The sequence below is a fragment of the Tessaracoccus sp. OS52 genome (assembly GCF_020687685.1).
Lineage (GTDB): Bacteria > Actinomycetota > Actinomycetes > Propionibacteriales > Propionibacteriaceae > Arachnia.
The window spans coordinates 1-26,228 of the sequence record NZ_JAJEWM010000003.1; the positions used below are offsets into that span (position 1 = coordinate 1).

At 67.9% G+C, this 26,228-nt stretch carries 23 protein-coding genes; 8 read left to right on the forward strand and 15 right to left on the reverse strand.

Annotated elements, in window-relative coordinates; genetic code table 11:
- Positions 1 to 257: 257 nt before the first annotated feature.
- The 7 genes from LKO27_RS11195 to LKO27_RS11225 all read right to left on the reverse strand — a co-directional run bounded on the left by LKO27_RS11195 (position 258) and on the right by LKO27_RS11225 (position 7,946).
- Positions 258 to 1,340 (reverse strand): LacI family DNA-binding transcriptional regulator, encoded by a 1,083-nt coding sequence (locus LKO27_RS11195; protein ID WP_227737599.1) that lies wholly within the window; start codon positions 1,338 to 1,340, stop codon positions 258 to 260.
- A 77-nt stretch (positions 1,341 to 1,417) separates the two neighbouring features.
- Positions 1,418 to 2,002 (reverse strand): monovalent cation/H(+) antiporter subunit G, encoded by a 585-nt coding sequence (gene mnhG / locus LKO27_RS11200; protein WP_227737600.1) that lies wholly within the window; start codon positions 2,000 to 2,002, stop codon positions 1,418 to 1,420.
- Positions 1,999 to 2,316 (reverse strand): monovalent cation/H+ antiporter complex subunit F, encoded by a 318-nt coding sequence (locus tag LKO27_RS11205; protein WP_227737601.1) that lies wholly within the window; start codon positions 2,314 to 2,316, stop codon positions 1,999 to 2,001. The genes mnhG and LKO27_RS11205 overlap by 4 nt, the downstream gene beginning before the upstream one ends.
- The gene (locus LKO27_RS11210) at positions 2,313 to 2,945 is read right to left on the reverse strand and encodes a Na+/H+ antiporter subunit E (RefSeq protein ID WP_227737602.1); all 633 of its coding nucleotides are present in this window, start codon (positions 2,943 to 2,945) and stop codon (positions 2,313 to 2,315) included. The genes LKO27_RS11205 and LKO27_RS11210 overlap by 4 nt, the downstream gene beginning before the upstream one ends.
- Complete coding sequence (locus tag LKO27_RS11215; RefSeq protein ID WP_227737603.1) at positions 2,942 to 4,582, reverse strand: Na+/H+ antiporter subunit D; 1,641 nt, start codon at positions 4,580 to 4,582, stop codon at positions 2,942 to 2,944. Before LKO27_RS11215 ends, LKO27_RS11210 begins: the two co-directional genes overlap by 4 nt.
- Positions 4,579 to 5,010, reverse strand: coding sequence for a Na(+)/H(+) antiporter subunit C (locus LKO27_RS11220; RefSeq protein WP_227737604.1), 432 nt, complete (start codon positions 5,008 to 5,010; stop codon positions 4,579 to 4,581). The genes LKO27_RS11215 and LKO27_RS11220 overlap by 4 nt, the downstream gene beginning before the upstream one ends.
- Positions 5,010 to 7,946, reverse strand: a complete 2,937-nt coding sequence (locus LKO27_RS11225) for a Na+/H+ antiporter subunit A (RefSeq protein WP_227737605.1) — start codon at positions 7,944 to 7,946, stop codon at positions 5,010 to 5,012. The genes LKO27_RS11220 and LKO27_RS11225 overlap by 1 nt, the downstream gene beginning before the upstream one ends.
- A gap of 281 nt (positions 7,947 to 8,227) precedes the next feature.
- Here LKO27_RS11225 and LKO27_RS11230 point away from each other — a divergent pair, with 281 nt between their 5' ends.
- From LKO27_RS11230 to LKO27_RS11250, 5 genes are all read left to right on the forward strand, one after another.
- Positions 8,228 to 9,280 carry an autoinducer 2 ABC transporter substrate-binding protein gene (locus tag LKO27_RS11230; protein WP_227737606.1) on the forward strand — a complete coding sequence of 351 codons (1,053 nt, stop codon included), beginning with the start codon at positions 8,228 to 8,230 and terminating at the stop codon, positions 9,278 to 9,280.
- A gap of 114 nt (positions 9,281 to 9,394) precedes the next feature.
- Entirely contained in the window at positions 9,395 to 10,909 is a 1,515-nt protein-coding gene (locus LKO27_RS11235) for a sugar ABC transporter ATP-binding protein (protein ID WP_227737607.1), read from the forward strand.
- Positions 10,909 to 11,922, forward strand: coding sequence for an ABC transporter permease (locus LKO27_RS11240; RefSeq protein WP_227737608.1), 1,014 nt, complete (start codon positions 10,909 to 10,911; stop codon positions 11,920 to 11,922). The genes LKO27_RS11235 and LKO27_RS11240 overlap by 1 nt, the downstream gene beginning before the upstream one ends.
- 14 nt (positions 11,923 to 11,936) lie before the next feature.
- Complete coding sequence (locus LKO27_RS11245) at positions 11,937 to 12,986, forward strand: ABC transporter permease (protein WP_227737609.1); 1,050 nt, start codon at positions 11,937 to 11,939, stop codon at positions 12,984 to 12,986.
- On the forward strand, positions 12,983 to 13,546 hold the full coding sequence (locus tag LKO27_RS11250; RefSeq protein WP_227737610.1) for an RpiB/LacA/LacB family sugar-phosphate isomerase: 564 nt from the start codon (positions 12,983 to 12,985) through the stop codon (positions 13,544 to 13,546). Before LKO27_RS11245 ends, LKO27_RS11250 begins: the two co-directional genes overlap by 4 nt.
- 13 nt (positions 13,547 to 13,559) lie before the next feature.
- Here the strand turns inward: LKO27_RS11250 and LKO27_RS11255 are convergent, their stop codons facing one another.
- The 4 genes from LKO27_RS11255 to LKO27_RS11270 all read right to left on the reverse strand — a co-directional run bounded on the left by LKO27_RS11255 (position 13,560) and on the right by LKO27_RS11270 (position 18,845).
- Positions 13,560 to 13,730, reverse strand: a complete 171-nt coding sequence (locus LKO27_RS11255; protein WP_227737611.1) for a hypothetical protein — start codon at positions 13,728 to 13,730, stop codon at positions 13,560 to 13,562.
- 170 nt (positions 13,731 to 13,900) lie between these two features.
- Positions 13,901 to 15,829, reverse strand: coding sequence for an ABC transporter ATP-binding protein (locus LKO27_RS11260; RefSeq protein ID WP_227737612.1), 1,929 nt, complete (start codon positions 15,827 to 15,829; stop codon positions 13,901 to 13,903).
- Entirely contained in the window at positions 15,822 to 17,678 is a 1,857-nt protein-coding gene (locus LKO27_RS11265) for an ABC transporter ATP-binding protein (protein ID WP_227737613.1), read from the reverse strand. The genes LKO27_RS11260 and LKO27_RS11265 overlap by 8 nt, the downstream gene beginning before the upstream one ends.
- 273 nt (positions 17,679 to 17,951) lie before the next feature.
- A complete protein-coding gene (locus tag LKO27_RS11270; RefSeq protein ID WP_227737614.1) occupies positions 17,952 to 18,845 on the reverse strand; it encodes a serine/threonine-protein kinase in 894 nt (297 codons plus the stop codon).
- A gap of 206 nt (positions 18,846 to 19,051) precedes the next feature.
- Here LKO27_RS11270 and LKO27_RS11275 point away from each other — a divergent pair, with 206 nt between their 5' ends.
- The gene (locus tag LKO27_RS11275; protein ID WP_227737615.1) at positions 19,052 to 20,710 is read left to right on the forward strand and encodes a hypothetical protein; all 1,659 of its coding nucleotides are present in this window, start codon (positions 19,052 to 19,054) and stop codon (positions 20,708 to 20,710) included.
- Between the two features lie 7 nt (positions 20,711 to 20,717).
- Here LKO27_RS11275 and LKO27_RS11280 read toward each other — a convergent pair whose 3' ends face one another.
- Both LKO27_RS11280 and LKO27_RS11285 read right to left on the reverse strand, forming a co-directional pair.
- The gene (locus LKO27_RS11280; protein WP_227737616.1) at positions 20,718 to 21,104 is read right to left on the reverse strand and encodes a hypothetical protein; all 387 of its coding nucleotides are present in this window, start codon (positions 21,102 to 21,104) and stop codon (positions 20,718 to 20,720) included.
- Positions 21,049 to 21,726, reverse strand: coding sequence for a ketopantoate reductase family protein (locus LKO27_RS11285; RefSeq protein ID WP_227737617.1), 678 nt, complete (start codon positions 21,724 to 21,726; stop codon positions 21,049 to 21,051). The genes LKO27_RS11280 and LKO27_RS11285 overlap by 56 nt, the downstream gene beginning before the upstream one ends.
- 255 nt (positions 21,727 to 21,981) lie before the next feature.
- On the opposite strand from LKO27_RS11285, the gene arfB reads away from it, so the two are divergent.
- Positions 21,982 to 22,428: an alternative ribosome rescue aminoacyl-tRNA hydrolase ArfB gene (arfB, locus tag LKO27_RS11290; protein ID WP_227737618.1), complete on the forward strand. Its 447-nt coding sequence runs from the start codon at positions 21,982 to 21,984 to the stop codon at positions 22,426 to 22,428.
- 213 nt (positions 22,429 to 22,641) lie between these two features.
- Here arfB and LKO27_RS11295 read toward each other — a convergent pair whose 3' ends face one another.
- Both LKO27_RS11295 and LKO27_RS11300 read right to left on the reverse strand, forming a co-directional pair.
- On the reverse strand, positions 22,642 to 22,818 hold the full coding sequence (locus tag LKO27_RS11295) for a hypothetical protein (protein WP_227737619.1): 177 nt from the start codon (positions 22,816 to 22,818) through the stop codon (positions 22,642 to 22,644).
- 371 nt (positions 22,819 to 23,189) lie between these two features.
- On the reverse strand, positions 23,190 to 23,534 hold the full coding sequence (locus LKO27_RS11300; protein WP_227737620.1) for a hypothetical protein: 345 nt from the start codon (positions 23,532 to 23,534) through the stop codon (positions 23,190 to 23,192).
- Positions 23,535 to 24,238: 704 nt separating this feature from the next.
- Here LKO27_RS11300 and LKO27_RS11305 point away from each other — a divergent pair.
- Positions 24,239 to 25,978: an HAD hydrolase family protein gene (locus tag LKO27_RS11305; RefSeq protein WP_227737621.1), complete on the forward strand. Its 1,740-nt coding sequence runs from the start codon at positions 24,239 to 24,241 to the stop codon at positions 25,976 to 25,978.
- The last annotated feature ends 250 nt before the right edge of the window (positions 25,979 to 26,228 follow it).

The window sequence follows — 26,228 nt, forward strand, 5'->3', positions numbered from 1 at the left end:
GACTCGAACACCTACGCGGCTCCGCCCTCGGGTTCCGCAACCTCACCAACTACATCGCCAGATCCCTACTCGAGACCGGCGGCTTCAGACCCCACCTACACCCTCGATTGTGAAGAGCCACATTGACCCTCGGATTGGATAGTGTTTCCGTTGTCACGAAAGTGGCATCGAAGCGCTCCCGCCCGGGATCGGCAATCCCCCGTGCCGACCGGGTGGGAGCCCTTTTCGTTCCGCGCCAAGTTCCGGAACTGCCCGGGTCAGCCCGCCACCGCGGAGTGGCGGTTGGGGACCATCAACGCGCCGCACGAGTTGCGCACGACAAGCTCCGGTTGCAGCTGGACGTGTTGGTGCACGTGCCCGGGCTGGCCGGTGTCCTCCAACAGGAGTTGCGCGGCCCGGTACCCCATCTCCTGGGTTGGCTGCCGAACGGAGGTGAGCGGCACGATCCAATCCGCCGCGACGTCGATGTCGTCGTAACCGATGAGCGCGACGTCGTCCGGGACGGCGATCCCGGCGCGATGGAGCACACGGTAGACGCCGAATGCGAGCATGTCGTTGCCACAGACGATGCCCGTCGGCAGCCCAGCAGAAAGCAGTCTTTCGGCAGCTTCCATCCCTGCCCGGATTCCTATTCCGGTCTCGACGTAGACCTCGGTCAGCGCCGCCGCGGGATCGAAGCCCGCACGTTCGAGCGCCCGTCGCATCCCCAACGCGCGCTGCGACATCTGGCGCAGGTCCCGCGGGCCCCCGACGAAAGCGAGCCGACGGTGGCCCAGCCCGAGCAGGTGCGTCGCGGCCATGTCTGCCCCGGACACGTCGTCGACCGCGACGGAGCAGCAGTCCTCCACGCCCTCGTGGTCCATGAGGACGACAGGAAGACGACCGCGGATCCGCTCAGCGACGGGGTCGTCACCGGCCGCCGGGACGAGGACCACGCCGCGCACCCGTTGGCCACCCAGCAGGTGCAGCAGCTCGGCCTCCTTGGCGCGATCGTTCTGGGAGTTGCACAACATCACGACGTGCCCGCGCTCCCTCGCGAGCCGCTCGACGGCGTCGGCGGCCTCCATGAAGAACGGGCTCATCACGTCCAGCACGACCAGGGCGATCACGTTGCTCGGCGCTCCGGTGAGCACCCGTGCCGACTGGTTGGGCACGAAGCCCAGTTCCCGGATGGCCGCCAGCACCGTCGTCTGGGTCGCGGGCGCGACCCGTTCGGGATGGTTCAGGACGTTGGAGACGGTTCCGATGGAGACGCCCACGTGCCGGGCCACGTCGCTGAGACGTACCCTCCCCGCGCTGCCCGGTACCGAATCCGCCGCGACCGCTTCGTCGGGGTCCATGGCGCACCTCCTTGATGCGTTCCCGGCAAGTCCGGGTGGACCAAGCCTAGCTCAGTTTGAAGCGCTTCAACCAGCGCTCACGAGTGGCTTTCCCCCTCGCCAGCCTCGCGCAAGGCATCGTCGCGCGGGGCGCCGACGTCGTCTGCCGGCAACCCGGCCTCCGCATCCTCCCGCTGAGCGGACGCCTCCGGCTGGGTCCCCTCCATGACCACCTCATCCTGTTCGGCGGCGGTCGGCTCGTCGTCCGCGACGAAATCGGCGGAACTGAAGTCAGCTTCAGGGCCCGTGGGCGACATCGGCTGCCGCTCGGTCAGCTTGTAGCCGGCCCGGGCCAGGTCGTCGGAGAGGTCGTTCATGACGAGCAGGTCCTCGTCGACCAGGCCGGACCGGAAGGCGGAGCGGGAAAGCATGGTGGCCGACACCGGAGAGGTGAGCAGCTGCAGCGCGACCATCACCGAGCACACCGCGAACACCCACCAGGTGCGCAAGGTGAGGGTGGTGCCAGTGGCGACGAGCACCATCCCGAGCACCTGCGGCTTGGTGATGGAGTGCATCTTGGTCAGGACGTCGGGGAAGCGCACCAGTGCGATCGCGGTCACGAGGCAGAGGAACGCTCCGACCAGGAACACCAGGGCACCGAGAAGATCGAGCCACTCACTCATGGCCGCGCCTCCTTGTCCTTGTCCTTGTGCCTGCGAGCCAGCGCTGCCCTGTCACCCAGCAACCGGGCAAGCGCGGTGGCACCCGTGAAGCCGAGCATGCTCAGGACCAGCAGCACCACCAGCAGGTTGTCCTGCCCCGTGTGGACGATCCACAGGGCCACGCCGCCGATCACGATGGCGACCATCAGGTCCGAGGCGATGATCCTGTCGATCGAGCTGGGCCCGGCGACGATGCGCCCGACACCGATCAGCCCGGCTGCGCCGATGATGATCGCAGCAAGGGAAAGGACGAGGTCGGTGATGATAGAGATCATTGTTCGATCTCCCAGCGGTCCATGAAACCGGACCGGCGCCGCCGCACCGGCCGGTCGTGCTCCCGCGCGAACCTGTCCTGCTCGTCCCTGCTGCCGAACGCCTCGAGCACGCGGTGCTCGATCTCGGTGGCCATGGCCCGCACGGCCTCGGCGTCGTGGTTCTCGTCCATGTCGAGGACGTGCAGGTACAGGCGTCGCGGGTTGCTCACGAGCTCGACGACCACGGTTCCGGGCACCAGCGAGATCAACTCGGCCACCTGCACCTGGTAGAGGTCGACGTCGGTGTACTGGCTTACCCGCACAATTCCGGGGCGCAGTTCGCGACGCGGGTCCAGCGTGAGGCGGACCACCCGCCAGGAGGACACCACCAGGTCGCGGAGCAGGGCGTACAGGAGGCGGATCGCGCCGAGCGGGTGCAGCGTGCCGGGCCAGTAGACCGGCGGCATCGGGAACTGGGCCTTGACCAACCACGCGATTGCGATGCCCGAAATGATGCCGAAGGGCGCGAAGTCACCCCAGAGGAAGACCCAGACGCCGGTCATCACGACCACCGACAGCGGCAGGAAGCTCGGCCCCGAGCGCCATTCGCTCTTCTTCCAACCCTTCTGGCGGACCGGTTCGGTGTTCATCGCTCCCCCTCCGGCAGGACGGCGGCCACATAGCTGCCGTCGCGGAGCCCGTCAGCGGCGCGGGCGGCGTAGTCGTAGAGCGGGCCAGCGAACACCGTCAGGGCGAGGCTGAACAGGATGAGACCCGTGGTGGCGGCCGCCATCAGGGGCGGCATCGGGTTCTTGTGCCGTTCGATCTCCTGCGCCAAATCCTCCTCGTCCTCGACGACGACACCGACGACGCCGGGCGCCGCCACCGCGGCCGCCCGCTGCTCGCCGGCGTCCGAAGCGGGTGCACCCGGCACTGGTGCGACGGCGGCGTCGGAGGCCTCCCGCTCCTGCGGCGAGACGCCCCAGAACGCCCGGTTCCAGACCTTCGCCATCGCCATCAGCGTCAGGAGGCTGGTGGCGACGCCTCCGGCCATCACGATCCAGGCCAGCGGGGTGCCCAGCTGGGCACCGGCGGACAGGAGACCGAGCTTCCCGATGAACCCGCTCATGGGCGGGATCCCGCCGAGGTTCATCGCGGGGACGAGGAACAGCACAGCCAGGAAGGGGGCGGCCTTCATGAGCCCGCCGAGCCCGTCGAGGTGGGTGGTACCGCCGCGACGCTCGATCAGCCCTGCCACCAGGAACAGCGCGGCCTGGATGGTGATGTGGTGGGCGGTGTAGTAGATCGTCGCGGCGAGGCCCGCGTCGTTGGCGAGCGCCACCCCCATCACCATGTATCCGAGGTGCGACACGAGGGTGAACGACAGCATGCGCTTGATCTCCACCTGCGCGACGGCGCCCAGGATGCCGATGAGCATCGTCAGCAGCGCGGCCACCAGCAGGATCTCCGACAGTGGGCTGTCGGGGAACAACAGCGTCTGGGTGCGGATGATGGCGTAGATGCCCACCTTGGTCAGCAGCCCTGCGAACACGGCGGTGACCGGGGCGGGCGCCGTCGGGTAGGAGTCCGGGAGCCAGGCCGACAGCGGGAACACCGCGGCCTTGATCGCGAAGACCACCAGCAACATGAGTTGGAGCAGCAGCTGGACCGGCTGGGTGAGGTCGGCGAGCCGGACCGACAACTGGGCCAGGTTGACGGTGCCGGTGGCCCCGTAGATGGCGGCGATGGCGGTGAGGAACAGCGCCGAGCTGAGGAGGCTGACGACCGTGTAGGTGGTGCCAGCGCGGATGCGGTCCGCTGTGCCCCCCAGCGTCAGCAGCACATAGGAGGCGAACAACAGCATCTCGAAACCGACGAACAGGTTGAACAGGTCCCCCGCGAGGAACGCGTTGGCCACGCCGGCTATCAGGAGCAGGAAGGTCGGGTGGAAGATCGACACCGGTGTCTCGCGGCGGACCTCGTCCTCGTCCTGCCCCTGGGCGAACAGCAGCACCGAGAGCGCCACGACGGAGGCCACGAAGAGCATGAGCGCCGACAGCCGGTCGGCCACCAGAACGATCCCCAGCGCGTCGTCCCAACCGGCCACCCAGAACGCGACGGTGCCCTGCGAGTCCGTCTGCCGGATCAGGATCGCGGCCACCAGCACGACGCCGCTGAGGCTCAGGATCGAGATCGAACGCTGCAACCTGGGCCGGCGGGGCAGCGCCAGCGCGACCGCGGCACCGAAGATCGGCAACAGCACTGGCAGTGTCAGGAGGTTGATCATTCGCTCACCACCGCATCCTCGCCGGCGTCGGTGAACACGGTCTCCTCATAGGACTCGGAGGCCTCGTCGTGGGCCGCGAGTTCCCGGATACGGGCGTCCTCGAGGTCGTCGGCCACCTCGTCGTTGCCGTGCAACTGGAAGCTCCGGTAGGCCATCGTCAGCACGAACGCGGCGGTCGCGAGGGTGATGACGATGGCGGTCAGGACCATGGCCTCGGGCAGTGGGTCCGACATCTCCTCAACCGGCGTGTCCCCGATGATCGGCGCACCCCCGTTCCCGCCCGAGGCCACCAGGAACAGCAGGTTCACGCCGTTGCTGGCCAGGATCACGCCCAGCAGGATGCGCGTCAGGGAGCGTTCCAGCAGGAGGTAGACGCCGCACGCCACGAGGACGCCCGCGAGGACGGCGAGGGTCAGGTTGGCGGTCATCAGCGGTTCCCCTTCGCAGGCAGGGCCTTGGCGGAGAGCGGGAGCGGGGTGGGGGCGTCGTCGGAATCGCTCTGCATGTCGATGCCGGAACCGAGGCTGCGCACGAGGTCGAGCATGACGCCGACGACCACCAGATAGACACCGATGTCGAACAGCGTCGAGCTGACGACGTGGAGCTCCCCGAACATCGGGAGCTCAGCACCCCAGGGCAGCACCCAGACGTCCGGGCCGGGCAGGTTCACCGTGACCTCGAAGCTCTGCAGGACGACACCGCCGACGAACAGCGGCGAGATGGCTGCCAGCAGCGCACAGAACAGGCCAGCACCCAACAGGCGTCCGGCGTCGAACGGGATGGCCTCGTCGAGTTCGTGACGCCCCGCAGCGAGATATCGCAGGACCAGCGCCATCCCGGCCACCAGGCCGCCTGCGAACCCGCCGCCGGGACGGTTGTGGCCGGCGAAGAGCAGGTAGACCGAGACCACCATCACGACGCCGAACAGGATGCGCACGATCACCTCGAACACCAGCGAGCGCACGGCGGGGTGGAGGGTCTGGCCGGCCCTGAGCCAGACCCCGGGGTTAGAGTCCGCCTGCAGTTCCTGGTCCCGGGCGGCCAGCGCGTCGGCGGTGCTGCTGAGGACGCCCACCCGCGAGCGCAGGAAGATCAGCGAAGCGACGCCGGTGGCCGCGATCACCAGGACCGAGATCTCGCCCAGCGTGTCCCAGGCGCGGATGTCGACCAGCGCGACGTTGACCACGTTCTTGCCGTAGCCGTACTCGTAGGCGGCCTCGGGCCAGCGGAGCGAGACGGGTTCGGCCACGCGGGCCCCGATGCCGACCAGGGCTGTCAAGGTTGCCGTCAGTCCGGCGGCCACCGCCACCACCACGCGCCACCACCTGGTGGAGGTGAGCGGCCGGTTGGTGAAGTACCGCGGCATCTTGCGCAGCACCAGGATGAAGACCACCAGCGTCACGGTCTCGACGAGCGCCTGGGTGAGCGCGAGGTCCGGAGCGCCGTGCATCGCGAACAGCAGAGCCAGGCCGTAGCCGGTGACGCCGACCAGCACCACGGCCCGGATCCGGCCACGGGACCAGGCCGCCAGCACCCCGGCCGAGGCGACGACCGCCGCGACGATCAGCTGAGCCCAGTCGTCGAAGATCCGGTAGCTGGGCCAGACCCGGATGCGGAGCATCGCGAAGGTGGCCAGCGAGACGAGCGTGACCAGGATGATGCCCAGGTAGACCGACAAGGAGCCGCTCTGCGAGCGCGCCGTCACCTCGACGGCCACCCGGTCCAGGCTGCGCAGGCCGCGGTGGTAGGTCTCCTCCGCCGTACGGATCTTGGGGAACGTGGCCTGGACAGCCGAGATCTGCTCGCGGAAGGCGAAGAACGCGACGCCGAGCCCGACGGCCACCGTCGTCATCAGCAACGGCCAGCCGAAACCGTGCCACAGCGCCAGCCCGTGGCCGGGGACGCCGGTGGAATGCGAGGCCGCGTAGGGACGCAGCACCGCCGTCAACTCCTCGCCCATGAAGCCGCCCACCAGCCCAAGGAGCGCGAGCAGGGCCGGGATGCCAAGCTTGAGCGCCGGGGGCGCCTTCCAGTTGAGGACGACGTCGGTGCGTTTGGGCGCGAACGCGCCCCACCACCAGCGCAGCGAGTAGGCCACCGTGATCACCGAACCGAACACGACGGCGACGGCGAACGCCATCCCCGCCAGCGGCGTGACCACGCCAGCATCGCCGAGCACCAGGTAGTTGAGGGACTCGAAGGCCGCCTCCTTGGCGATGAAGCCCACCGTCGGCGGCAGCCCCGCCATGGACATCACGGCCAGGGCCCCGCCGACGGCGAGCACGGGCGCGCGGTACATCACGCCGTTGAGCTCGTCCATGTCGCGGGTCCCGGCCGCCTGGTCGATGATGCCGACGAGCAGGAACAGGGCGGACTTGAACAGCGCGTGGCTGATGACCACGGCCATGCCGGCCAGAGCGGCGGTCTGGCTGCCGAGTCCGACGAGCAGGATCATGAAACCCAGCTGGCTGACGGTGCCGTAGGCCAGCAGCAGCTTCAGGTCCTTCTGCCGGAGCGCGCGCAAACCACCCAGGATCATGGTCACCGAGCCCAGCACCATCACCGTCGGCCGCCAGAACGGGATGCCCGCGAAGACCGGGGACAGGACGGCCACCAGGTAGACGCCCGCCTTGACCATCGCCGCGGCGTGCAGGTAGGCCGAGATGGGGGTCGGCGCTGCCATGGCGCCGGGCAGCCAGAAGTGGAACGGCACCATGGCTGACTTGCTCATGGCCCCGACGAGCATCGCGAGCACGCTGGCGGTCACCAGCGGTCCGGTGGGCGGGTCGGACAGGATTTCCGCCAGGGAGAACGATCCGGCGCGGTAACCGAGGCCGATGATCCCCAGCAACATCACCAGGCCGCCGAAGGTGGTGACGATCAGGGCGGTGTGCGCGGCGCCACGGTTGGCGCGGCGGGTCGGGTCGTGGCCGATCAGCAGGTAGGACAGGACGGTGGTCAGTTCCCAGTACACGTAGAGCATGACCAGGTCGTCGGCGGTGACGAGGCCGAGCATCGCGCCGGCGAATGCCAGCAACAGGGCAGCGCTGCGGGCGGGGAATCTGGCGGAGAAGTACCAGCGGCAGAAGAGCAGGACGAGCGCACCCACCCAGCTGACGATCATGGCGAGCACCCACTGCACCAGACCCAGGCGGTGCGAGATGTCGACCCCCAGCATCGGGATCCAGGAGAAGTCCTGGCGGATCACACCGCCGGCGAGCACCGTCGGCGCAACCGAGACCAGCCACAGGCCGGCTGCCAGGGGGGCGAGAGCCAGGAGGTAGAACGTGCGAGACTTCAGGAACCGGCTGAAAGCGGGCGTGAGCATGCTGAGCACCGCGTGAACAGCGATCAGCAGTATCACCGGCGCAATCCCCTCGTCGGTTCCAGGTCAGCCACGGGCCCTCAGCCCTCAGCCCCGACCTTATCGGCTCGGCCAAGACGGCCCCTCACGAACCCGAAGATCACGTTCCGGTATCAATCCGGGACCCCAACTTCCTTCTTGGGCGACGGACCGATACGGTCGTGCCATCGGATTGAAGCGCTTTAATGTGCTCTTCTTCGCAGGGCGCTGGCGCCAGGCATCCGGAAGGCTCACCCCTACGGCAGGGGGGCCAGACGAAGAACCGTCGAAAGGAAGCAGAGATGAAGCAAGGACGCTTGCTCGGCAAGTTCATCGGTGTGGTTGCGGTAGCAAGCATCGCACTGACGGCCTGTGGTGGGGACACCACCGAACCCACCGACAACGGCACCGACGCCCCCGCCGCGGAAGGCGGCGACTACACGATCGCCATCGTCCCCAAGGACTCCACCAACCCGTGGTTCGTCCGGATGGAGACCGGCGTGAAGAAGTACGCCGAGGACACCGGCCTCGACGTCTTCCAGCGCGGACCGGCTGAGACCGACGCGACGATGCAGTCGCAGGTCATCCGCGACCTGATCGCACAGGAAGTCGACGCGATCGGCGTCGTGCCGGTTGATCCCGGCGCACTGGAGCCCGTCCTCAAGGAGGCCATGGACGCCGGCATCGTCGTCGTGACCCACGAGGGCGCCAGCCAGGAGAACACGATGTACGACATCGAGGCGTTCAACAACGCCGACTACGGCGGCTTCATCATGGACAACCTCGCCGAGGCGATGGGCGAGGAGGGCGTCTACACCACGATGGTCGGTCACGTCACCAACGCCTCCCACAACGAGTGGGCAGACGGCGGCGTCGCCAAGGCCAAGGAGGCCTACCCGAACATGACGCTGCTCGAGGCCGAGCCCCGCGTCGAGTCCGAGGACGACGGCGAGAAGGCCTACCAGAAGGCCAAGGAGCTCCTCAAGGCCTACCCGGAGCTCAAGGGCATCATGGGCACCTCATCGTTCGACGCCCCCGGCGTGGCACGCGCCATCGAGGAACTCGGGCTGAAGGACAAGGTCTTCACCTCCGGAACCGGCATGCCGGCCGACAACAAGGAGATCCTGGAGAAGGGTCTGGTCAAGTCGCTGACGCTGTGGGACCCGGCCAACGCCGGCTACGCCATGGCTGAACTGGCCCGACTGATCCTCGAGGGCGAGGAGATCACCGACGGTGTGGACCTCGGTGTCGAGGGCTACGAGGACATGAAGTTCGCCGAGGGCAGCGACAAGGTGCTCGAGGGAGCAGGCTGGATCGTCATCAACGCTGAGAACGTCGACGAGTTCGGCTTCTGATCGAACAGGGAGGGCGGGCCCACGGGTCCGCCCTCCCCGTTGTTCACCTTCTCCATCCCACACGCGTGCGGGCCGATCGCCCGCCCGCTCGCTCCTATCACCGAAGGACTGCAGATGGCTGACGACATCGTCATCGCCGTGCGCGGCCTCAGCAAGGCATTTGCCGGGGTCAAGGCACTCGACAACATCAACCTGGAGATCAAGGCCGGCGAGATCCACTGCCTGGCCGGCGAGAACGGCTCCGGGAAGTCGACCCTCATCAAGATCATCTCCGGCGTCTACACGCCGGACAGCGGAACCATCGAGATGGGTGGCCGTGAGTACACCCGGCTCTCCCCCATCGAGGCCATCCACAACGGCGTCCAGGTCATCTACCAGGACTTCTCCGTGTTCCCCAACCTCACGGTCATGGAGAACCTCGCCCTCAACACCGAGCTGGCCGACAACCGCAAGCTCGTGAACTGGGGACGCTTCCGCCGGATCGCCAAGGAGGCGGTGGCGAAGATCAACTTCCACGTGGACCTGGACGCCATCGTCGGCGACCTGTCCGTGGCAGACAAGCAGCTGGTGGCCATCTCCCGCGCGCTGATGAGCGACACCAAGCTCATCATCATGGACGAGCCGACGACGGCACTCACCAACCGTGAGGTCGAGGCCCTGTTTCGCGTGATCCTCGACCTGCAGTCCAGGGGGATCGCGATCCTGTTCGTCAGCCACAAGCTCGGCGAGGTGTTCGAGATCAGCGAGCGGTTCACCATCCTGCGCAACGGCAAGCAGGTCATCACCAGCCTGCCCGAAGAGCTCGACCACAAGTCCTTCGCCGAATACATGACCGGCCGCGGCTTCGAGGAGACCGTCTTCAGCGACGACGAGGGCATCGGCGAGCCGGTGCTCAAGGTGTCCGACCTCACCCTCAGCCGCGCCTTCTCCGACGTCTCCTTCACGCTCCACAAGGGCGAGATCCTGGGCATCACCGGCCTGCTGGGCTCGGGCCGCACGGAGCTCGCACTGTCCCTGTTCGGCGTGTTCCCCGCCGAGTCCGGAACCATCGAGGTGGCGGGCAAACCGGCCCGGATCAACAGCATCTCCGACGCGATCGACCACGGCATCGGCTACGTGCCCGAGGACCGGCTCACGGAGGGCCTGGCCCTGGAGCGCTCAATCGCGGACAACATAGTGCTCGCCGAGATCGACAACATGACCGGCCCGCTCGGGCTGATCGACCACGGCAAGCGGCGCGCGGAGGTGCGCCGCTGGGTGGACGAGCTGAAGATCGCCACGCGGAATCCGGACAACCCGGTCAACACGCTCTCCGGCGGCAACCAGCAGCGCGTCGTGCTGGCCAAGTGGCTGGCCACCAACCCCGACATCCTCATCCTCAACGGCCCCACCGTCGGCGTGGACATCGGCTCCAAGGCCGACATCCACCTGGTGCTGATGGATCTCGCGCGCAGCGGCATGGGCATCATCGTGATCTCCGACGACATCGGCGAGCTGAAGCAGACCTGCAGCCGTGTGCTGCTGCTGCGGGAGGGCCGCATCGACGGCGAGGTGGACCCCAGGACCAAGACCGAACAGGAGCTGTCTGACATGATCACCGGTGGCCCGCTGGAAGTGGGGTCCAACTGATGAAGGCCTTCGCCCAGAAGCTGGTCCGCTCCAACGAGTTCTACCTGCTGATCGTGATCATCGTGCTCGCCGTGGTCATCGAGGCCCGCAGCGGCCAGTTCTTCACGGCCAACAACCTCGTCGACCTCGCCAACGCGATGGTGGTGCCGGGCCTGTTCGCCGTCGGCACCTACATGGTGCTGGTCTCCGGTGGACTCGACGTCTCCTTCCCCGCCCTGGCCTCGCTCGCGGTCTATGCGGTCACGAGCGGCCTGGTCGACAACGGCTACGACGGCGCCGTGTGGCTGCCCTTTGTGTTGGTCATCGTGGTCGGCGCGGTGCTCGGAGCGCTGAACGGCGTGTTCGCCGCCCGACTGGCCATCCCGACGCTGATCATCACCCTCGGAACCGCCAACGTGTTCAAGGGCATCATGCAGGGGGCGCTGGAGTCGGTGCAGATCCCGACGCTGCCGCCGTCGATGGCCGAGTTCGGACGGGCCACCCTATTCGTGGCGCGCAACTCCGAGTCCGGACTGACCTCCAGCATGCCGGTGGCCTTCCTGCTGCTCGTGGCCGTCGTGGCCATCGCGTTCTTCGTCATGAGGTTCACCATGTTCGGGCGGGGGGTCTACGCCATCGGTGGTGACGAGAACTCCGCGGTGCGCGCGGGCTTCAAGGTCAGGCGGATCAAGTTCTGGCTGTACGTGATGGCAGGCGTGATCGCCGCCCTCGGTGGCCTGGTGAGGACGTCGATGATGGGCCAGATGCACCCGACCAACCTGCTGGGCATGGAGATCATGGTCATCGCAGCCGTCGTACTGGGCGGTGTGGCAATCACCGGCGGCACCGGCAGCCTCACCGGCACCATGCTCGGCACGCTGCTGATCGTCATGGTGCAGAACTCGATGATCCTGGTGGGGGTTCCCACCTACTGGCAGCGGGTGGCACTGGGTGTGCTCATCATCGTCGGCACCGGCATTTCCGCGGTACAGCTGACCAGACGACGCAGGCGCAACCGCATCGTGGCGGCGTGAGAGGGGATGGACCTATGACTACCACAACTACCCCTGCGAAGCAGGGCATCGGCGCGAGGCTGGCCTCGGTAACCCGCCTGGACCCGCACATCACCCGCCTTGTCGTGATCCTCCTGGCCCTGCTGGTGATCTTCGCCGTGCTGCGTCCGAGGAACTTCGCCAACGACGCCACCTGGATCTCGATGGCGGTCCAGTTCCCGGAGTTCGGGCTCATGGCCCTGGGCGTGATGCTGTGCATGATCACCGGTGGCATCGACCTCTCGGTGGTCGGGATCGCAAACATGACCTCCATCGTCGCCGCGAGCGTGATGCTGGCGCTCGCCCCCGGCGGCAGTGCCACGGCGATCATCGCGGCCATGGCGGCGTCCCTGGTCCTGGGCGCCCTCGCCGGCCTCCTCAACGGGTTCCTGGTGGCGAAGGTGAAGATCCCGGCCATCCTGGCCACGCTCGGAACGCTCGAGCTGTTCACGGGCATAGCGATCGTCATCACCGCCGGCAGCCCCATCTCAGGACTGCCGCCGGAGTACAGCGCTTTCATGGCGGCGCGACTGTTCGGGGTGATCCCGATGCAGTTCGTGGTGTTCGTCGTCGCCGTCGTCATCATCGGGTTAGTGATGAGCCGAACGACCTTCGGTTCCAAGATCTACATGCTGGGCACCAACGCCACCAGCGCCAAGTTCAGTGGCCTCAACTCGACGTGGCTGCTCCTGCGGACCTACATGTTCTCGGGTGTGCTCGCGTCGATGGCCGGCCTCGTGATGCTCGCCAACTACAACTCCGCGAAGGCGGACTACGGCGTCGTCTACACACTGCTGACGGTCCTGATCGTCGTGCTCGGTGGGGTCAACCCCAACGGCGGTAGCGGCAGACTCTTCGGGGTGGTGCTGGCGATCGTGACCCTGCAGATCCTGTCGTCGGGGCTGAACCTGTTCCCCCAGATCAGCAACTTCTACCGAGACCTGATCTGGGGCGGCGTGCTGCTGCTCGTCATTGCCACCAGCGGCCTGAACGGCCGCAATCGATTCCGTTGGTTCAAGAGGAACAAGGAGGTGTCGTCGAAGTGAGGACGACCAAGGACAAGCAAGTTGTGATGGGTGCCGACTTCGCCGGCTTCCCGTTGAAGGAGTACGTCAGGAAGCACCTGGAGCGCAAGGGCTGGGAGGTCACAGACCTCACCCCCGACAAGGACACCGCACCGATGTATCACCGGGTCGGCTTCCTGGTGGGCTCGCAGATCTCGGAAGGGGAGTTCGAGAAGGGACTGCTGTTCTGCGGCAGCGGGATGGGTATCCACGTGGCCGCCAGCAAGTGCCCGCACGTGCACGCGGCCGTCGCCGAGAGCGTCGAGGCAGCCCGTCGCGCCGCCACGGCCAACAACTGCAACGTCCTGGCCATGGGTGCCTTCTGGGCCGGCCCCCGGCTGGGCGCGGGCATGGCGGATGCGTTCCTGGAGAACTCACTCGGTGACGGATACGAGGACTGGGACGGGTTCTACGAGTACCACAAGCTCGGCTACGACGAGACGGAGAACTTCGACTACGAGGCCTACAAGGCCAACGGGTTCCAGGTGGTGGACCCCGGAACCGTCGAGCTCGGTCCGGAGCCGGTCCGGCTCTCCTTCTGAGGCCGGATCCGGCTCAGCTGGAACGTGGCTGCGGGGCGGGCTCCGACCTCGGGGCCGACGGCCTGTCCGGGTCGTCGGTCCTGGGCTGCGGGATGAGCATCGTCGCGAGCACGACGACGATGACGAGCACGACGAGGTTGATCAGCACCGTGGCCAGACGGACCCCGCGCCGCGCGTCCTGCATGACGGCTCCTTGTCTCGACACCTTTGTCGGACCAGCGGTCCGCCCCCTGGTGACACTCTAATCGGGCAGCGCGTCAACCCGGGTCGGTGCCGCGCCGCACTGTCGGGTCGCCAAACAAGCTGGAACCCCGTTCGACCAGACGCTGCCTGGCCGAACGGGGTTCGACCGCTCTAGTCCCGCCAAGTCCGCCACAGGTCGGCGTACTGACCGTCGAGCTCAAGGAGCTCGTGGTGTGAGCCGATCTCCACGATGCGGCCGGAATCCACCACCGCGATCCGGTCGGCGTCATGGGCGGTGTGCAGCCGGTGCGCGATCGCGATCACAGCACGGCCTTCCAGCAACGCGGCGAGCGACCCCTCCAGATGGCGCGCAGACGACGGGTCGATGAGCGACGTCGCCTCGTCCAGCACCAGGGTGTGGGGGTCCGCGACGATGAGACGGGCCAGGGCGACCTGCTGCGCCTGCGCGGGCGTGAGGCTGGCCTTGCCGTGTCCGAGTTCGGCGTCCAGACCGCCCGGCCGTCGCGAGACCCATCCCCAGGCGTCGACGGCGCGGAGGGCCCGCTCGACCTCCTCGTCGGAGGCCGTGGTCTCCCGGGCCAGCACCACGTTGTCGCGGACGGTGCCGACGAACACGTGGTGTTCCTGGGTGACCAGCGCCACCTCGGTGCGGAGCCGGTCCAGCGGGAGGTCCATGACGTCGACGCCACCGACGGTGACCTCACCCGTCCGCGGCCGGTTGATCCCGGCCACCAGCCGCCCGAGGGTCGATTTGCCCGACCCGGACGGACCGACGATCGCCAGGCGCTCCCCCGGCCTGAGGTCGACGTCGACGCCGTGCAGCACGTCCACGTCCGGGCGGTAGCCGAACCTGAGGCCGTTGCCGGTGAGCTTCACACCCGTGGGCATGGCGTCGCCAGGCGTGCGGTCGTCCTCGAGCTGTGCAACCCCGATCAGCCGGGCGGTGGACACGATCCCGAGCTGCAGGTGGTCCAGCACGGCGATCACCCTGTCCAGTGGCCCCTGAAGCTGCGAGATGTAGAGCGCCGCCGTCGTGATCTGGCCGATGGTGACCCAGCCCTCGGAGTACCCCCAGACACCGAGCAGGACCACCCCGACCAGTGGGAGCTGGAAGGAGGAGTCCACCATGGCGAACAGCAGGTTGCGCAGGGTCATCGTGTACCGCTCGGCCTGGCCGGACTCCTCGGTGTCCTCGTCGATCTGCGCGGTCCGCAGCTCGCCCAGACCCAGGGCCTCGACGGTGCGGGCACCCTCGACCGTCTCCGTCGTCGTGGTGTTGATGACGGAGTAGGACCGGGATTCGGTGATGTAGCCGGGAGTGGCGCGAGCCAGGTAGTGGCGTCCGCCCAGCCACATGACCAGCGCCGTCCCAAGCATGGGGAGCGTCAGCAACCAGGAGTTCACCAGCATGGCGACAAGGGCGGCGGCGATCAGGACCACCGACACGATGAGGTTGGGGAACGCCCATCGCGCCGCCGTGGCCATCTTCGCCACGTCGGAGGTGATCCGCGTGAGCAGGTCACCGGACCCGGACGCCTCGACGTGGCCGAGCGGAAGCCGAAGGACGATGCGGACGACCTCCTCGCGAGCCGCCGCCAGCAGGTCGTAGCCGACGACCGCGGAGGCCCGCCGCGCCGCGAACGTGAGCAGCGCCTGCGCGACGATCACGCCCGCGATGATCGACACCGTCGTGGTCAGACCAGCCCGGTCGAGCAGACCGCCCGTGACCTGGTCCACCAGCCGCCCCAGGAGGAACGGGGCGACCAGCCCCGCCCCCGCCGCCGCCAGGTTGAAGGCGATCGCCAGGGCGAGCGCGGCGCGGCGTCCCCGAAGGAGCGCCCCGAGAAAGCCCAGGGCCCGCGCCGACGTCGCCACCGGAAACCCGGTCTGCGGGGAACGGGCATCCGCGTAGGTGCCCTTGGCCGTGGCGCCGCGGATCCGATGGCGCCGGACCAGCGCCGCCAGTCGACGACGCGGCCCAACGCCGCGCGGCACGTCGAGCTCGGCAAGCAGCCGCGACGACGGCGGACCCTCCCGCCACGTTGCGGCCGAGGTGGCCGACAGTTGGTGCTCACTCATCGGTGTCCTCCATCCCGCGCGCGACGACGCGGCGATAGTCGGGTTGGTCATGGAGATCCTCGTGGAGCCCTCGGGCGATCTCGCGCCCGTCGGCGAGGACTGCGATCTCGTCGCAGTGCCGCAACAGCAGCGGCGAGGCGGTGACCACGACGGTGGTGCGCCCACGTCGGTGCTCCGCCAGCCGCTCGGCGATCCGCGCCTCGGTGTGCGCGTCGACCGCCGACGTCGGCTCGACGAGAATGAGGACCTCGGGGTCCCGCAGGAGCGCGCGGGCAAGGATGATCCGCTGCCGCTGCCCACCCGAGAGCCCGCGGCCCTTCTCGTCTATCCGGCCCTGCCAGCCGCCGGGCAGCGAGCCGTAGATGTCCTCGGCGGCCGCGACGACGAGCGCCCGTTCCGCCTCCTCGCGGCTGTGGGTGCCCCACGGGTCGACGGCTGTCTGCAGCGTTCCGGAGAACAGCAGCGCGCCCGTGTGCGAGACGACGACCTTCTCCCTGAGGTCGTCGATGGCCACCAGCGAGTAGTCGAGGCCGTCGGCCGTCACACCCCAGGGGCGGGCGGCCAGTTCGGCGTCCTCGCGGGCTCGGCGTGCCCGTTGGGCCAGCCGCTCGCGGCGGGCCAGCTTGCGTGCGCGGCCTGTCAGTTCGTCGTCGTCCACCGGCTCCGGGTTCTCCTGCGGCAGGTAGCGGCCCAACCGGTCGGCGAGCGCCGCCGACGCGTCCGGATCGGCGCTCACGATCCCGAGCATCCGGCCGGGGCGCACCGTCACCCCGGACTCCTCGTCGAAGAGAACGGGAGTGTCCGCGACTGGGTGGCCCGTTTCCCGCCACGGGACCTGCGTCCCCAGGAACGACATGGTCTTCTGCGCGGCCACCAGGCCCTGGACCCACTTCTGCGCGAAGTCGAAGAAGGTCTGCATGGGGGAGGTCAGGAACACCGCATAACCGAAGAAGCTGATGAGTTCACCCACGCTCAGCGTGCCCTCCAGCAGGCGCAGCGAGCCCAGGTACACCAGCGTGACCAGCAGCAACCCCGACAACAGGATGCTCGTGGCCTCGACCACGGCCTGCCAGGTGCCGAGCCGGACTCCCAGCGCACGGACCTTCTGCGACTGTCGCTCGTAATTGGCGGCGAACGTGCGCTCACCGCCCACGCCGCGGAGGATCCGAAGCCCCGTGGCGATGTCGGTCGCCAGCGAGGTGAGCGAGGAGCTCTCCGACCTCTCGGCCGCCTGGGCGCGGTTCAGCGGACGCAGCACAGGGGTCGAAGCCAGCAGCAGGAGAGGTGTGGCGATGAGGACGACGGCGCCCAGGGTTGGCGACGTGTTCAGCATCAGCGCGGAGGCCAGGCAGAAGCTGACGGCGGCGGCAACGACGTGACCGAAGGACTCGATGGTGGCACCGAACTGTGCACTGTCCGACGACGAGACGCTCAGCACCTCCCCCGTGGGCACTCGGCGATTGAGGACATGGCCCAGGTGGACCGCGTGGCGGGACACGCGGCGCTGGATGCCGTAGATGCCGAGCAGCCACATCCGCACCGCGAAGGTGTGGAACATGATCCCGCCGCTGACGCCGACGGCGATCACGAGCAGCAGGAGACCCACCCACGCGTTGGAGGCAGCGACGTCACCGCGGGAGACCCCGGCGTCGATGGCCCGGCCCAGGAGCCAGGGGGTGAGGGCTGCCGGGACGAGCCAGGACGAGGCGGCGAGGGTCATCGCGGGGACCACCCAGCCGTAAGTGCCCATCAGCCAGAACAGGAACCGGCTGGGAGAGCGGACGTCGGGGCGCGACCCGGGTGGGATCGCAGGCGGGAAGTCGTAGCGCCCGCGGGGCTTTGCACGCATTTTGGAGTCCTGACGGACGGCGTCGTCTGAGACGCGAAAAACATGGAAGAGGGGGACGCTGTGGGCGTCAGGAGGGCGGAGCCCGGGCGCGGGACGATCAGGCTGCGAACGCGCGCAGCCGACCGAGGGCGGCAGAGACGATCAACATCTGCATGCACCTCCTACGTCGACGACAGGAAAACACTAGGCACCCCGCAAGCCCGTGTCAACCATTGGGACACGTGGCCCGATCGAGAGGCATCAGGGACGCAGCAGACGTCCCGACGACGTCGGCTAGTTCTGCAGGATCCCCCGGCGCGGTAGGACCGGGAGGGCCATGGTGGCGTCGGGGTCCACGACCTCAAGCGCCTCGGTGGCGGCCGGGGCCGGCGCCTCCAGCATGCGTGCGATCTGCTCGGCCGACGGCCTGTCCCCCGGCTCCTTCGCAAGGCAGGCCGCAACCAGCTCGACGAGGTCCTCAGGAGTTCCGGCGGGCAACGGCGGCGGCGGGTCCTGGACGTGCGCGAGCGCCGTCGCGATGGGCGAACCGCGATCGAAGGGCTTGACGCCCGTGAGCATCTCGTGGGCGAGCACTCCCAGGCCGTAGATGTCCGAAGCCGGCCCGAGCTGCTGACCGAGGGCGTGCTCCGGGCTCAGGTAGTGTGCGGTGCCCAGGAGCTGACCAGTGATGGTGTGCGAGTGACCCTCGACTGACCGGGCGATCCCGAAATCGGTGAGTTTGGCGCCGGTTTCGGAGATCAGTACGTTTGCCGGCTTGATGTCGCGGTGGATTATCCCCGCGTCATGGGCGACGACCAGGGCCGAGGCCAGCTCGAAAAGCATCGTCCGGACCTGCTCCTGGGTGAGAGGGCCGCGGGCGAGCAACTCGCCCAGCGTCAGGCCGTCGACCATCTCCATGACGAGGAAGGACAGGCCCTCGAACTCGATGTAGTCGTGGATGGTCACGATGTTGGGGTGGACCAGCTGGGCGGCGAACCGGGCTTCATCCTTGAAACGCTCCGCCAGCCGGATCTCGTCCTGGGTGTGGGGGTGCATGATCTTGAGCGCCACGCGTCGTTGCAGGACGTCATCGAGCGCTTCCCAGACCTGGCCCATGCCACCCGAGGCGACGTGTCCAATCAGCCGATACCGCTCCGAGAGGACCACTCCCGGCCTAAGTCGTTCCACCGTTCCTCCGATCCACCAACGGAAAGGAGGTGATCGATAGAAATCATAACCGAACAAGGCTTCGAATGCCGCCTCGAGGTCAAGCGGCGGAACCGCCCCCGCGTTCCGCGTCGGGGGGCGCCGGGTTAGGATTCGCTGGAACAGCTGGATTAATCGTCAGGGAGATAATGCGAATACGCAGGTCGCGGTGGGTTGTGTCTGCACTGATGACGGTCTTGGCGGCGCCGTTGATGCTGGTCGCCGGGCAGGCGGAGGCAGAGGTTGACGTGTACGTCACTCCCGGCGAGCACACGGTGAACGGTCGGCTCTGGAACACCGCCTGCGAGCCGTATTCGCAGACCACCCGGTGCAGGACTGAGATCCAGGCCACACAGGTCACCCAGGTCAATGGCAGGTTCGTCCAGAAGACCGGCTGGGTGTTCAACAATCTGACCTACGCCGCCTCGGCCCGATCGTTGTGGAACACCAATCCGCTCGCCGCCAACGGCGTCGATGGCGGCAAGGTCGCATGGACGGCCACCGATGGCCGGAAGTGGCGCACCGAGTGCGACACTGCTGTGACCGGCCGCAACGGTTGCCGCTCCTACATCGAGGCCCGCGTCGTCGAGTCCTACACCACAAGCTCGGGCAGCCGCGGGTTCAGGTGGGTGACCAAGTGGGTCTTCAACAACATGGTCCGCTTCACCCCCGGCTCGGGCACGCCGGTTACCTACCCGACGGCCGCGCCGATGAAGTCGGCTCCGGCCTTCCTGCAGGGGCGTCGCCATTTCACGCTCGGCAACCTGATAACCCAGACCAATGCGGGAGCCCAGGCCAAGGGCATCGGCCGGCTTTCCAACATCGAACTCGATCCTGGTGGTCGGCTTGGCACGTTCCGCGAGAGTTACTGGGCCTACACCTTCGACATGGCCGTCGAGAAGGACTACGCACAGTTCCGGGCGCCCATTCCCGACCCGCCCACTGGTTGCCTGTCCAGCAAACAGGACTCGTCGGACCGTTCCCTCCTGAGCCTTCCCCAATTGCCTGCCGGCGACTGCGACGTCCGAACGGCCCGCACCTTCCTGGGCAAGCCAACCGTTCGAACCGGCACCTACGGGGCGATCCCCGGCTCCGACGGCAACCGCATCAAGCTCTACTGGAACAACAGTCCGATCACGGAGACCTACATCAACGTCACACCGCAGGGCCAGTCCTTCAGCGAGCTTCGGCTGACGGGCCACAGCCATCCCAACGCGGTCAACGCCATCGGTTTCATGTTCGGCTCCACCAGTCCACGCGGGACGGGCCGCTCGCTGGCACCCGAGATCTCCAGACTCCCCTGGAAGCCGCCGAATTCCGTCGATCCCGCACAGGTTTCGCAGTCGCTGTTCCCGTTCAACGCCGGAGGCGCGGACAAGACGCTCTGGACGCAGACGGTCGGCAGCCCGGCGGTGCTGAGTTCCAGGCAGTCGTTCCGCTTCCAGGACTACATCGCCACCGGCGGCGGATGCATCGTCACGCCCCCCGCCGTCCGCGGGCGAGTGGCCTACGGCTGGCACTCCTACATGTGCCCGCTGCCCAGCGAGGGCAAGATGGTCTGGCACCACATGGTGAGTTCCCTCGTCGCAGAAGGCCACGGCCTGTGCCCGGCGTACGTGGCCGGCACGTCGCTGGTGGAGCACCGCAAGCGCTGCGAGGCCGCCAGTCCCGCGACGGTGAGCTACTCGCTTCCCGCCCGGGCTGGCGGGCACGTCTACGAGGCCCTGCAAGTGGTCGACGACGCCAACAGGCTCGTCGCCATCGTCGGTCTGGAGAGCAGTCTTTACTCCCACAAGGCTTCGTCACAATCGCAACTGGGCCTGTTCGCGACCATCACCGGGAACTGACGTCCGGTCAGAGATCCGTGACCGGCTGGAGGAAACGACCGAACGCCCCCGAACGCCCACCGCCGGTCAGGCTTGTGGCTTCCGCCCACAGCACGGGCAACTCGTCACCGGCACTCGACCTGGCGTGTGGTGCCATCGAGATGGCTCCCACCGGACCGGGTAGTGCCCGTCGCCAGTACTCCACCGCGAACCAGCGGGGCATCCGCCGGTAGAGAACCTCGATGGACCGCGGGGCGATCCGCACCCCTTGGTCCACCAGTGCGTCGAACCCATCCCGCGTTGCCTCGACGCAGCGCCTGAGGAGCCTCCGGTCGGCCGCAAGCGCGTTGAGGTCGCCGTCAGCAGTCAGGATGGCGGCGGCGAGCGCGGCCACCAGGACAACGTGGACCTTCATCCAGCCATCCATGTCCCGGGTGCGGGCCAGCGCCAGCCCTGAAGCTCGGAAAACGGTCCAGACCTGGCTGAAGCGCACCGCTTCCCCGTCGACTGTGTTTCGGCTGCTTGCCGCCGAGGTTCAGCCACTCCACCGTGCCCGACTCATCGATGTAGCCGCCGAGCCCCGGGAACGCGCGCACGATTCTCTCCTCACCGAAGCGCTCGACGAGGTCCGGCCAACGGTTGCCCAGGTGCATCGTCGGCACCACGGTCGGCCTGCCCATCGCCTCCACGACGGGCAGGATGCTGTCGAGGTCGCTGGCCCTCGCGCACAGCAAGACGACGTCGTGCTGTCCCGGGTCAGCAGCATCCGCCATCCTGACGAGGGCGTGCTCCTGCCTCCCCCGCATCCGCAACCTGACGCCTTCCGCGCGCAGCCGCTCCAGGGAGTTCCCCCGCGCCACGAGTGTCACGTCGACGCCGCCCTCATGCAGCCTGGCCGCCAGGACCCGGCCGATCACCCCGGCGCCGAGGATGGCGACGCGGGGCGCGACCTCCTGGACCGACTTGCTCCCTCGGGAGATGGCCCGGGCGCTCGCGCCTGCCCGACCGCCGGGGGGCGAGGAGACGGTCTGGTTCATGCTGGTGTCCTCGTCCGCGGGTCGAAGCCCGACTCTCGCTGTGGTTGGGGGTCTGGCTGGCCGCTGTCGGAGTCGGGCTCGCCCCCCCGACCAAACCGCGCACAATCTATCGTCCGGCGGGGGCACTCCCGGGCTCGGTGCCACAGGGTTGGCGGCGCGGTCCGATATCAAGGCAACCCCGTTCCAGGCGGCCCGTGGTAGGCCTTGGTGTTCCGCGACGTCAGCAGGCTGACGCCGTCGCCTAGTGTGGGGTGGGTGAGCGAGTTGCCGATTGCGCCGGGGCCGGGCATGCCAGAGGGTCTGGTGATACCCGGCGCCGAACTTTCGGAACGCTTCTCGCACGCCTCAGGGCCGGGAGGTCAAGGCGTCAACACCACGGACTCACGGGTGCAGTTGTCCCTGGACCTCGGCACCTCAACGGCCTTCGACGACGACCAGCGCGACCGGCTCCTTCGCCGGCTGGGCTCGCGACTGAGCGGCACAGTACTCACCGTCGTCTCGGCCGAGTCCCGCTCACAACGGCAGAATCGTGCCCTGGCCAGGGAGCGACTCGCCGCGCTGATTCGGGAGGCACTCGCCCCGCCGCCGCCACCCAGACGTCGCACCCGCCCCACGCGGGGTTCCATCGAACGCCGGCTCACCAACAAGCGCAGGGTGTCCGAAGTCAAGCGCCACCGGGCCCGCCCGTCAGGTGACCACTAGCGATCGCCTCCACTGTCTACGGAAGCGTCGTCTCGGTGCGCGCTGGGAGCGGCGCTGCGCGGGACCTTCAAACTGTGCGACTCGATCCATCCGGAGCAGTCAGCAACCCTTTGCTGGCCCGGCGAGTCGCACACTTTGAAGGCGCGGCGATGACGCGTGTGGCGCGAGTGGCGCGAGTGGCGCGTGAGGCGCGTGAGGCGCGAGCCGCCTGCCCTAGCCCGGGGTCTGGGAGGACGACTTCCTGGTGCCCTCAGGGTCCTCGGTTCTTTCCAGGGACTCCTCCAGGATGGCCTCGGCCTGGTCGCGCGGCGAATCACTGCCCACCGCCTGCTCCTCGGGCAGCAAGTGCGCGCGGGTATCGACGTCGTGCTCATCCGGGGTCTGCGTCATACCGAGACCGTACCCGCAGGGGCCCGCCATGGTGGCGGACCACTCCGAGTCCGCGGGTGCCAAGCCAAGACATCCATGTTCCACCGAAGGCCGCGCCCACCAGGCACCGCAAACAAACGAACCCCAGCCAACCAGCATCTGAGCCGGTCAACTGGGGTTTCAGGTTTGTGCGCGAGAGAGGAGTTGAAGCTCTCTTCTGTCAGCCGATAATGACCCCCTGACAAGGACTTATGCGGCTTGATTGCCACTTCGTCACCTTGCCGTGGGGAATACGTGGGGAATAGCCCTGCACCCGAGACCCGCGCGGATCTCGCGTCCAAGGCTGTCCCTCAGCATATTCGGCTCGCACCCACGGATCGCCGCCGAGAGCCTCACGGTTCACCGCCGCCCTGCCAGCAAGTCGATGGAAAGGCCGCGAGCGTTCGAACCCCCGCGGCGTCGCTGCCTGCGACCGACGACACCAAGGCCGCGATCCGGCCACCAAGTGACGTGGCGTGCAGGCGCAGGATCTGGACGGCATCATCGGCAACCCCCGCCGCGATGTCACGCGCGGACACGACCTCCTCGTTGACCGCGACGACCCTCACGGCCAACACCCTCTCGCCCCGGACGTCGGGTGCTGGCCCCGGCACGAAGGTGCCCGCCGCGTCGAAGACTTGAACCCGGTCCTCGTCGAAGCCGAACCCCCCACCCCGGCGTCGCATCTCGCGCTGCATCGCGGCCTCCTGTCATCAGCCAGACGAGCCAGTCACCCCGCATAACGCTTGCCGACCGCAGCCGGTGGACAGCTTCGGACACCACGGGGGCCCTAAGCCCCTGCCACCCTCGCGCCACCTGACCACGCCACGGCTGCCCGTGAGCACCACGTGACGCCCGGTAGCGTGATGTGCTCCTTTGCCGTTATCGACAGCCCGTCCTCCCCCAAGGCGGACGACCGCAGTTGCCACGAAGGGACGCCGACACAGGAGGGCGTCAGTTCACCCGCAGGCCGATGGTCACTTCAAACGCCCTGGTGGGCCCAAGTCAAGCGACATACTCAAAGGATCCCTGGTCGACCGCCCGAGCCTGACTCAGCTCAGCCGATGGTCGTGACAGACAGACGGAGTCCGCATCGCGTGAGACGTCTGCGACCACCCGGCGGTCGTAGGCGCTACAAGCGCACGACAGGAGCGGCACCCGGGTGCCCATCGCAAGGTCGTCGTATCGAATTGCGTCCCTGATTCCGAGTGAAAGTCCCGCGAGCCCCAGCGCCGCGTGCGGGATGTCGTATCGCTCGACGATCGCGCCATTGCGCCTCGAGGGCTGGTGGCCCCGTGATCATTCGTACGGTTGACATGCGAAGCACGATTCGTGAAGAATGTAGCGTGCGAGGGAAATCCCCCCCGCGAACGAAGACCTTCGCCACCCTGGGGGTTAGGCCATGCCTGACTACTTCCGCGCTATCGCACTTGACTTCGACGGCACTCTGACAGACGGTGAGCAACCCTCCTCGGCCGTGCTCGCTGCCCTGGCCGAGGCGCGCGCCCGCGGGCGCCGCCTCGTGCTCGTCACCGGCCGCACACTGCGTCACCTGCGGGCCGGCTTCGCCGATGTGGACAACTGGTTCGACGCAATCGTCGCCGAAAACGGCGCGGTGCTCCACACCAGGGCGGGGTCGCAGGTGCTGGCTCAGCCGATCGACCCAGCGCTGGCCGACGCACTCACGGGCCGCGGGGTCCGGGTCGACCGCGGGCAGGTACTCCTGGGCTGCTCGGCGACCCACGACCACCTCGTTCTGGAGGAGGTCCGTCGGCTCGGAGCCGACTACCAACTCACGCGCAACCGCGGCGCCCTGATGATCGTGCCGGCCGGCGTCACCAAGGGAACCGGACTGGACGCCGCCCTCGACAACCTGGGCCTGTCCCGACACTCCACTATCGCCATTGGCGACGCGGAGAACGACCACACCATGCTCGCGCGCTGCGAGATTGGCGTCGCCGTCGCCAACGCCGTCGAGTCTCTCAAGCGCCGCGCCGACATCGTCACACTTGCCCCGGCCGGCAAAGGGGTGATCGAGATCCTGCGCGGTGACGTCCTGGCCGGGCGCTCCCACGTGCACCCCGAACGCTGGCAGATCTCGCTCGGCACCTACCTCGACGCCACCCCTGCCACTATTCCGGCCTCCCAGGTCAACATTCTTGTGACGGGTGGCACCCGTGCCGGGAAGTCCTTTCTGGCCGGGCTCATCGCCGAGCAACTCATCCGTCTCGCCTACGCCGTGGTCGTCATCGATGTCGAGGGGGACCACACCAGTCTGGGCGCCCTGCCCAACGTCGTTCATCTGGGTGGGCACGAGCCCGGTCCCAGGACCGGGCTCATACGCACCCTGTTGAGTCACCATGGCACAAGCATCATCGCCGACCTGTCCCAGCTCACCGGGAAAGAAAGGCACACGTGGTACCAGGAAACACCGCCCCGGCTCGCCGATCTGCGCAGCGACCGCGGCCTGCCCCACTGGGTGCTGATCGACGAGGCCCACGAATCTCTCGGCCAAGAGAGCAAGACTCCACACCTGTTCGCACCGGACCGCAAGGGCCACTGCATGATCACCTATCACCCCACCGAACTCAGTGCTGAGGCTCGGAACAGCATCGACATCCTTGTGTCCCTGCAGCCAACTACCCTTGATGCGGAGGACGCGGTCGTCGCCGCCACCACGGCGTTTAGCAGGCTCTCGGTCAACGATGTCCTCGCCGCATTCTCCGCCCTCCCCACCGGGGCTGGCCTGCTCGTGCGCGCCAGCGAGCCCGGAGTGCTGCGCCCCTTCATAGTCGGCCACCGGCGTACCACTCACGAGCGCCACTGGCACAAGTACGCGACGGCGGACCTACCGGTCCATCGGCGGTTCGTGTTTCGCCGCAGCCGGGAGTCAACCTCCGGTCACGAGGCTGCAAATCTACGCGACTTCCACAGTGAGTTGGACGTCTGCGAGGCCGACGTCATCGCTCACCACGCCGAGGCCCATGACTTCTCCCGCTGGATCCGGGGCGTATTCCGCGATGAACGCCTCGCCGCCGAAGTCGAGCAGGTCGAGGCCGAAATGACCACCGCTCGGCGGGAGAACGTTGAGGCCGCCCGGCGTCGGCTCCTGGCTGCCCTCGAGCACCGCTACCCCGGCTGAGGCTTGCCCGGCGAGAGGTGCGCCGGCCGCGGCCCCCCGACGGTGCAGGGAATGCCCCCGGAAGGATCCGAAGGGGTTCTGCTGGGCGGCTGCGGCCTACTTCACGCGTGAGCCGCGCGACCATCCCTCAATCTTCTCGGGCCTGGGTGAGCGGTGTTGCCCGTCTCATATCCGTGGTCGCGCAGCAGTCGCAGGCCACACAGCCCTAGAACCGGCCAGGTGTTTGAGGGTAAAGGCCAGCAGCAAGCTG

Coding starts and splice junctions, on each gene's coding strand:
- LKO27_RS11195 (WP_227737599.1), bottom strand. CDS start 1,340: ATGGACCCCGACGAAGCGGTCGCGGCGGATTCGGTACCGGGCAGCGCG.
- mnhG (WP_227737600.1), bottom strand. CDS start 2,002: ATGAGTGAGTGGCTCGATCTTCTCGGTGCCCTGGTGTTCCTGGTCGGA.
- LKO27_RS11205 (WP_227737601.1), bottom strand. CDS start 2,316: ATGATCTCTATCATCACCGACCTCGTCCTTTCCCTTGCTGCGATCATC.
- LKO27_RS11210 (WP_227737602.1), bottom strand. CDS start 2,945: ATGAACACCGAACCGGTCCGCCAGAAGGGTTGGAAGAAGAGCGAATGG.
- LKO27_RS11215 (WP_227737603.1), bottom strand. CDS start 4,582: ATGATCAACCTCCTGACACTGCCAGTGCTGTTGCCGATCTTCGGTGCC.
- LKO27_RS11220 (WP_227737604.1), bottom strand. CDS start 5,010: ATGACCGCCAACCTGACCCTCGCCGTCCTCGCGGGCGTCCTCGTGGCG.
- LKO27_RS11230 (WP_227737606.1), top strand. CDS start 8,228: ATGAAGCAAGGACGCTTGCTCGGCAAGTTCATCGGTGTGGTTGCGGTA.
- LKO27_RS11235 (WP_227737607.1), top strand. CDS start 9,395: ATGGCTGACGACATCGTCATCGCCGTGCGCGGCCTCAGCAAGGCATTT.
- LKO27_RS11240 (WP_227737608.1), top strand. CDS start 10,909: ATGAAGGCCTTCGCCCAGAAGCTGGTCCGCTCCAACGAGTTCTACCTG.
- LKO27_RS11245 (WP_227737609.1), top strand. CDS start 11,937: ATGACTACCACAACTACCCCTGCGAAGCAGGGCATCGGCGCGAGGCTG.
- LKO27_RS11255 (WP_227737611.1), bottom strand. CDS start 13,730: ATGCAGGACGCGCGGCGCGGGGTCCGTCTGGCCACGGTGCTGATCAAC.
- LKO27_RS11260 (WP_227737612.1), bottom strand. CDS start 15,829: ATGAGTGAGCACCAACTGTCGGCCACCTCGGCCGCAACGTGGCGGGAG.
- LKO27_RS11265 (WP_227737613.1), bottom strand. CDS start 17,678: ATGCGTGCAAAGCCCCGCGGGCGCTACGACTTCCCGCCTGCGATCCCA.
- LKO27_RS11275 (WP_227737615.1), top strand. CDS start 19,052: ATGACGGTCTTGGCGGCGCCGTTGATGCTGGTCGCCGGGCAGGCGGAG.
- LKO27_RS11280 (WP_227737616.1), bottom strand. CDS start 21,104: ATGAAGGTCCACGTTGTCCTGGTGGCCGCGCTCGCCGCCGCCATCCTG.
- LKO27_RS11285 (WP_227737617.1), bottom strand. CDS start 21,726: ATGAACCAGACCGTCTCCTCGCCCCCCGGCGGTCGGGCAGGCGCGAGC.
- LKO27_RS11295 (WP_227737619.1), bottom strand. CDS start 22,818: ATGACGCAGACCCCGGATGAGCACGACGTCGATACCCGCGCGCACTTG.
- LKO27_RS11300 (WP_227737620.1), bottom strand. CDS start 23,534: ATGCAGCGCGAGATGCGACGCCGGGGTGGGGGGTTCGGCTTCGACGAG.
- LKO27_RS11305 (WP_227737621.1), top strand. CDS start 24,239: ATGCCTGACTACTTCCGCGCTATCGCACTTGACTTCGACGGCACTCTG.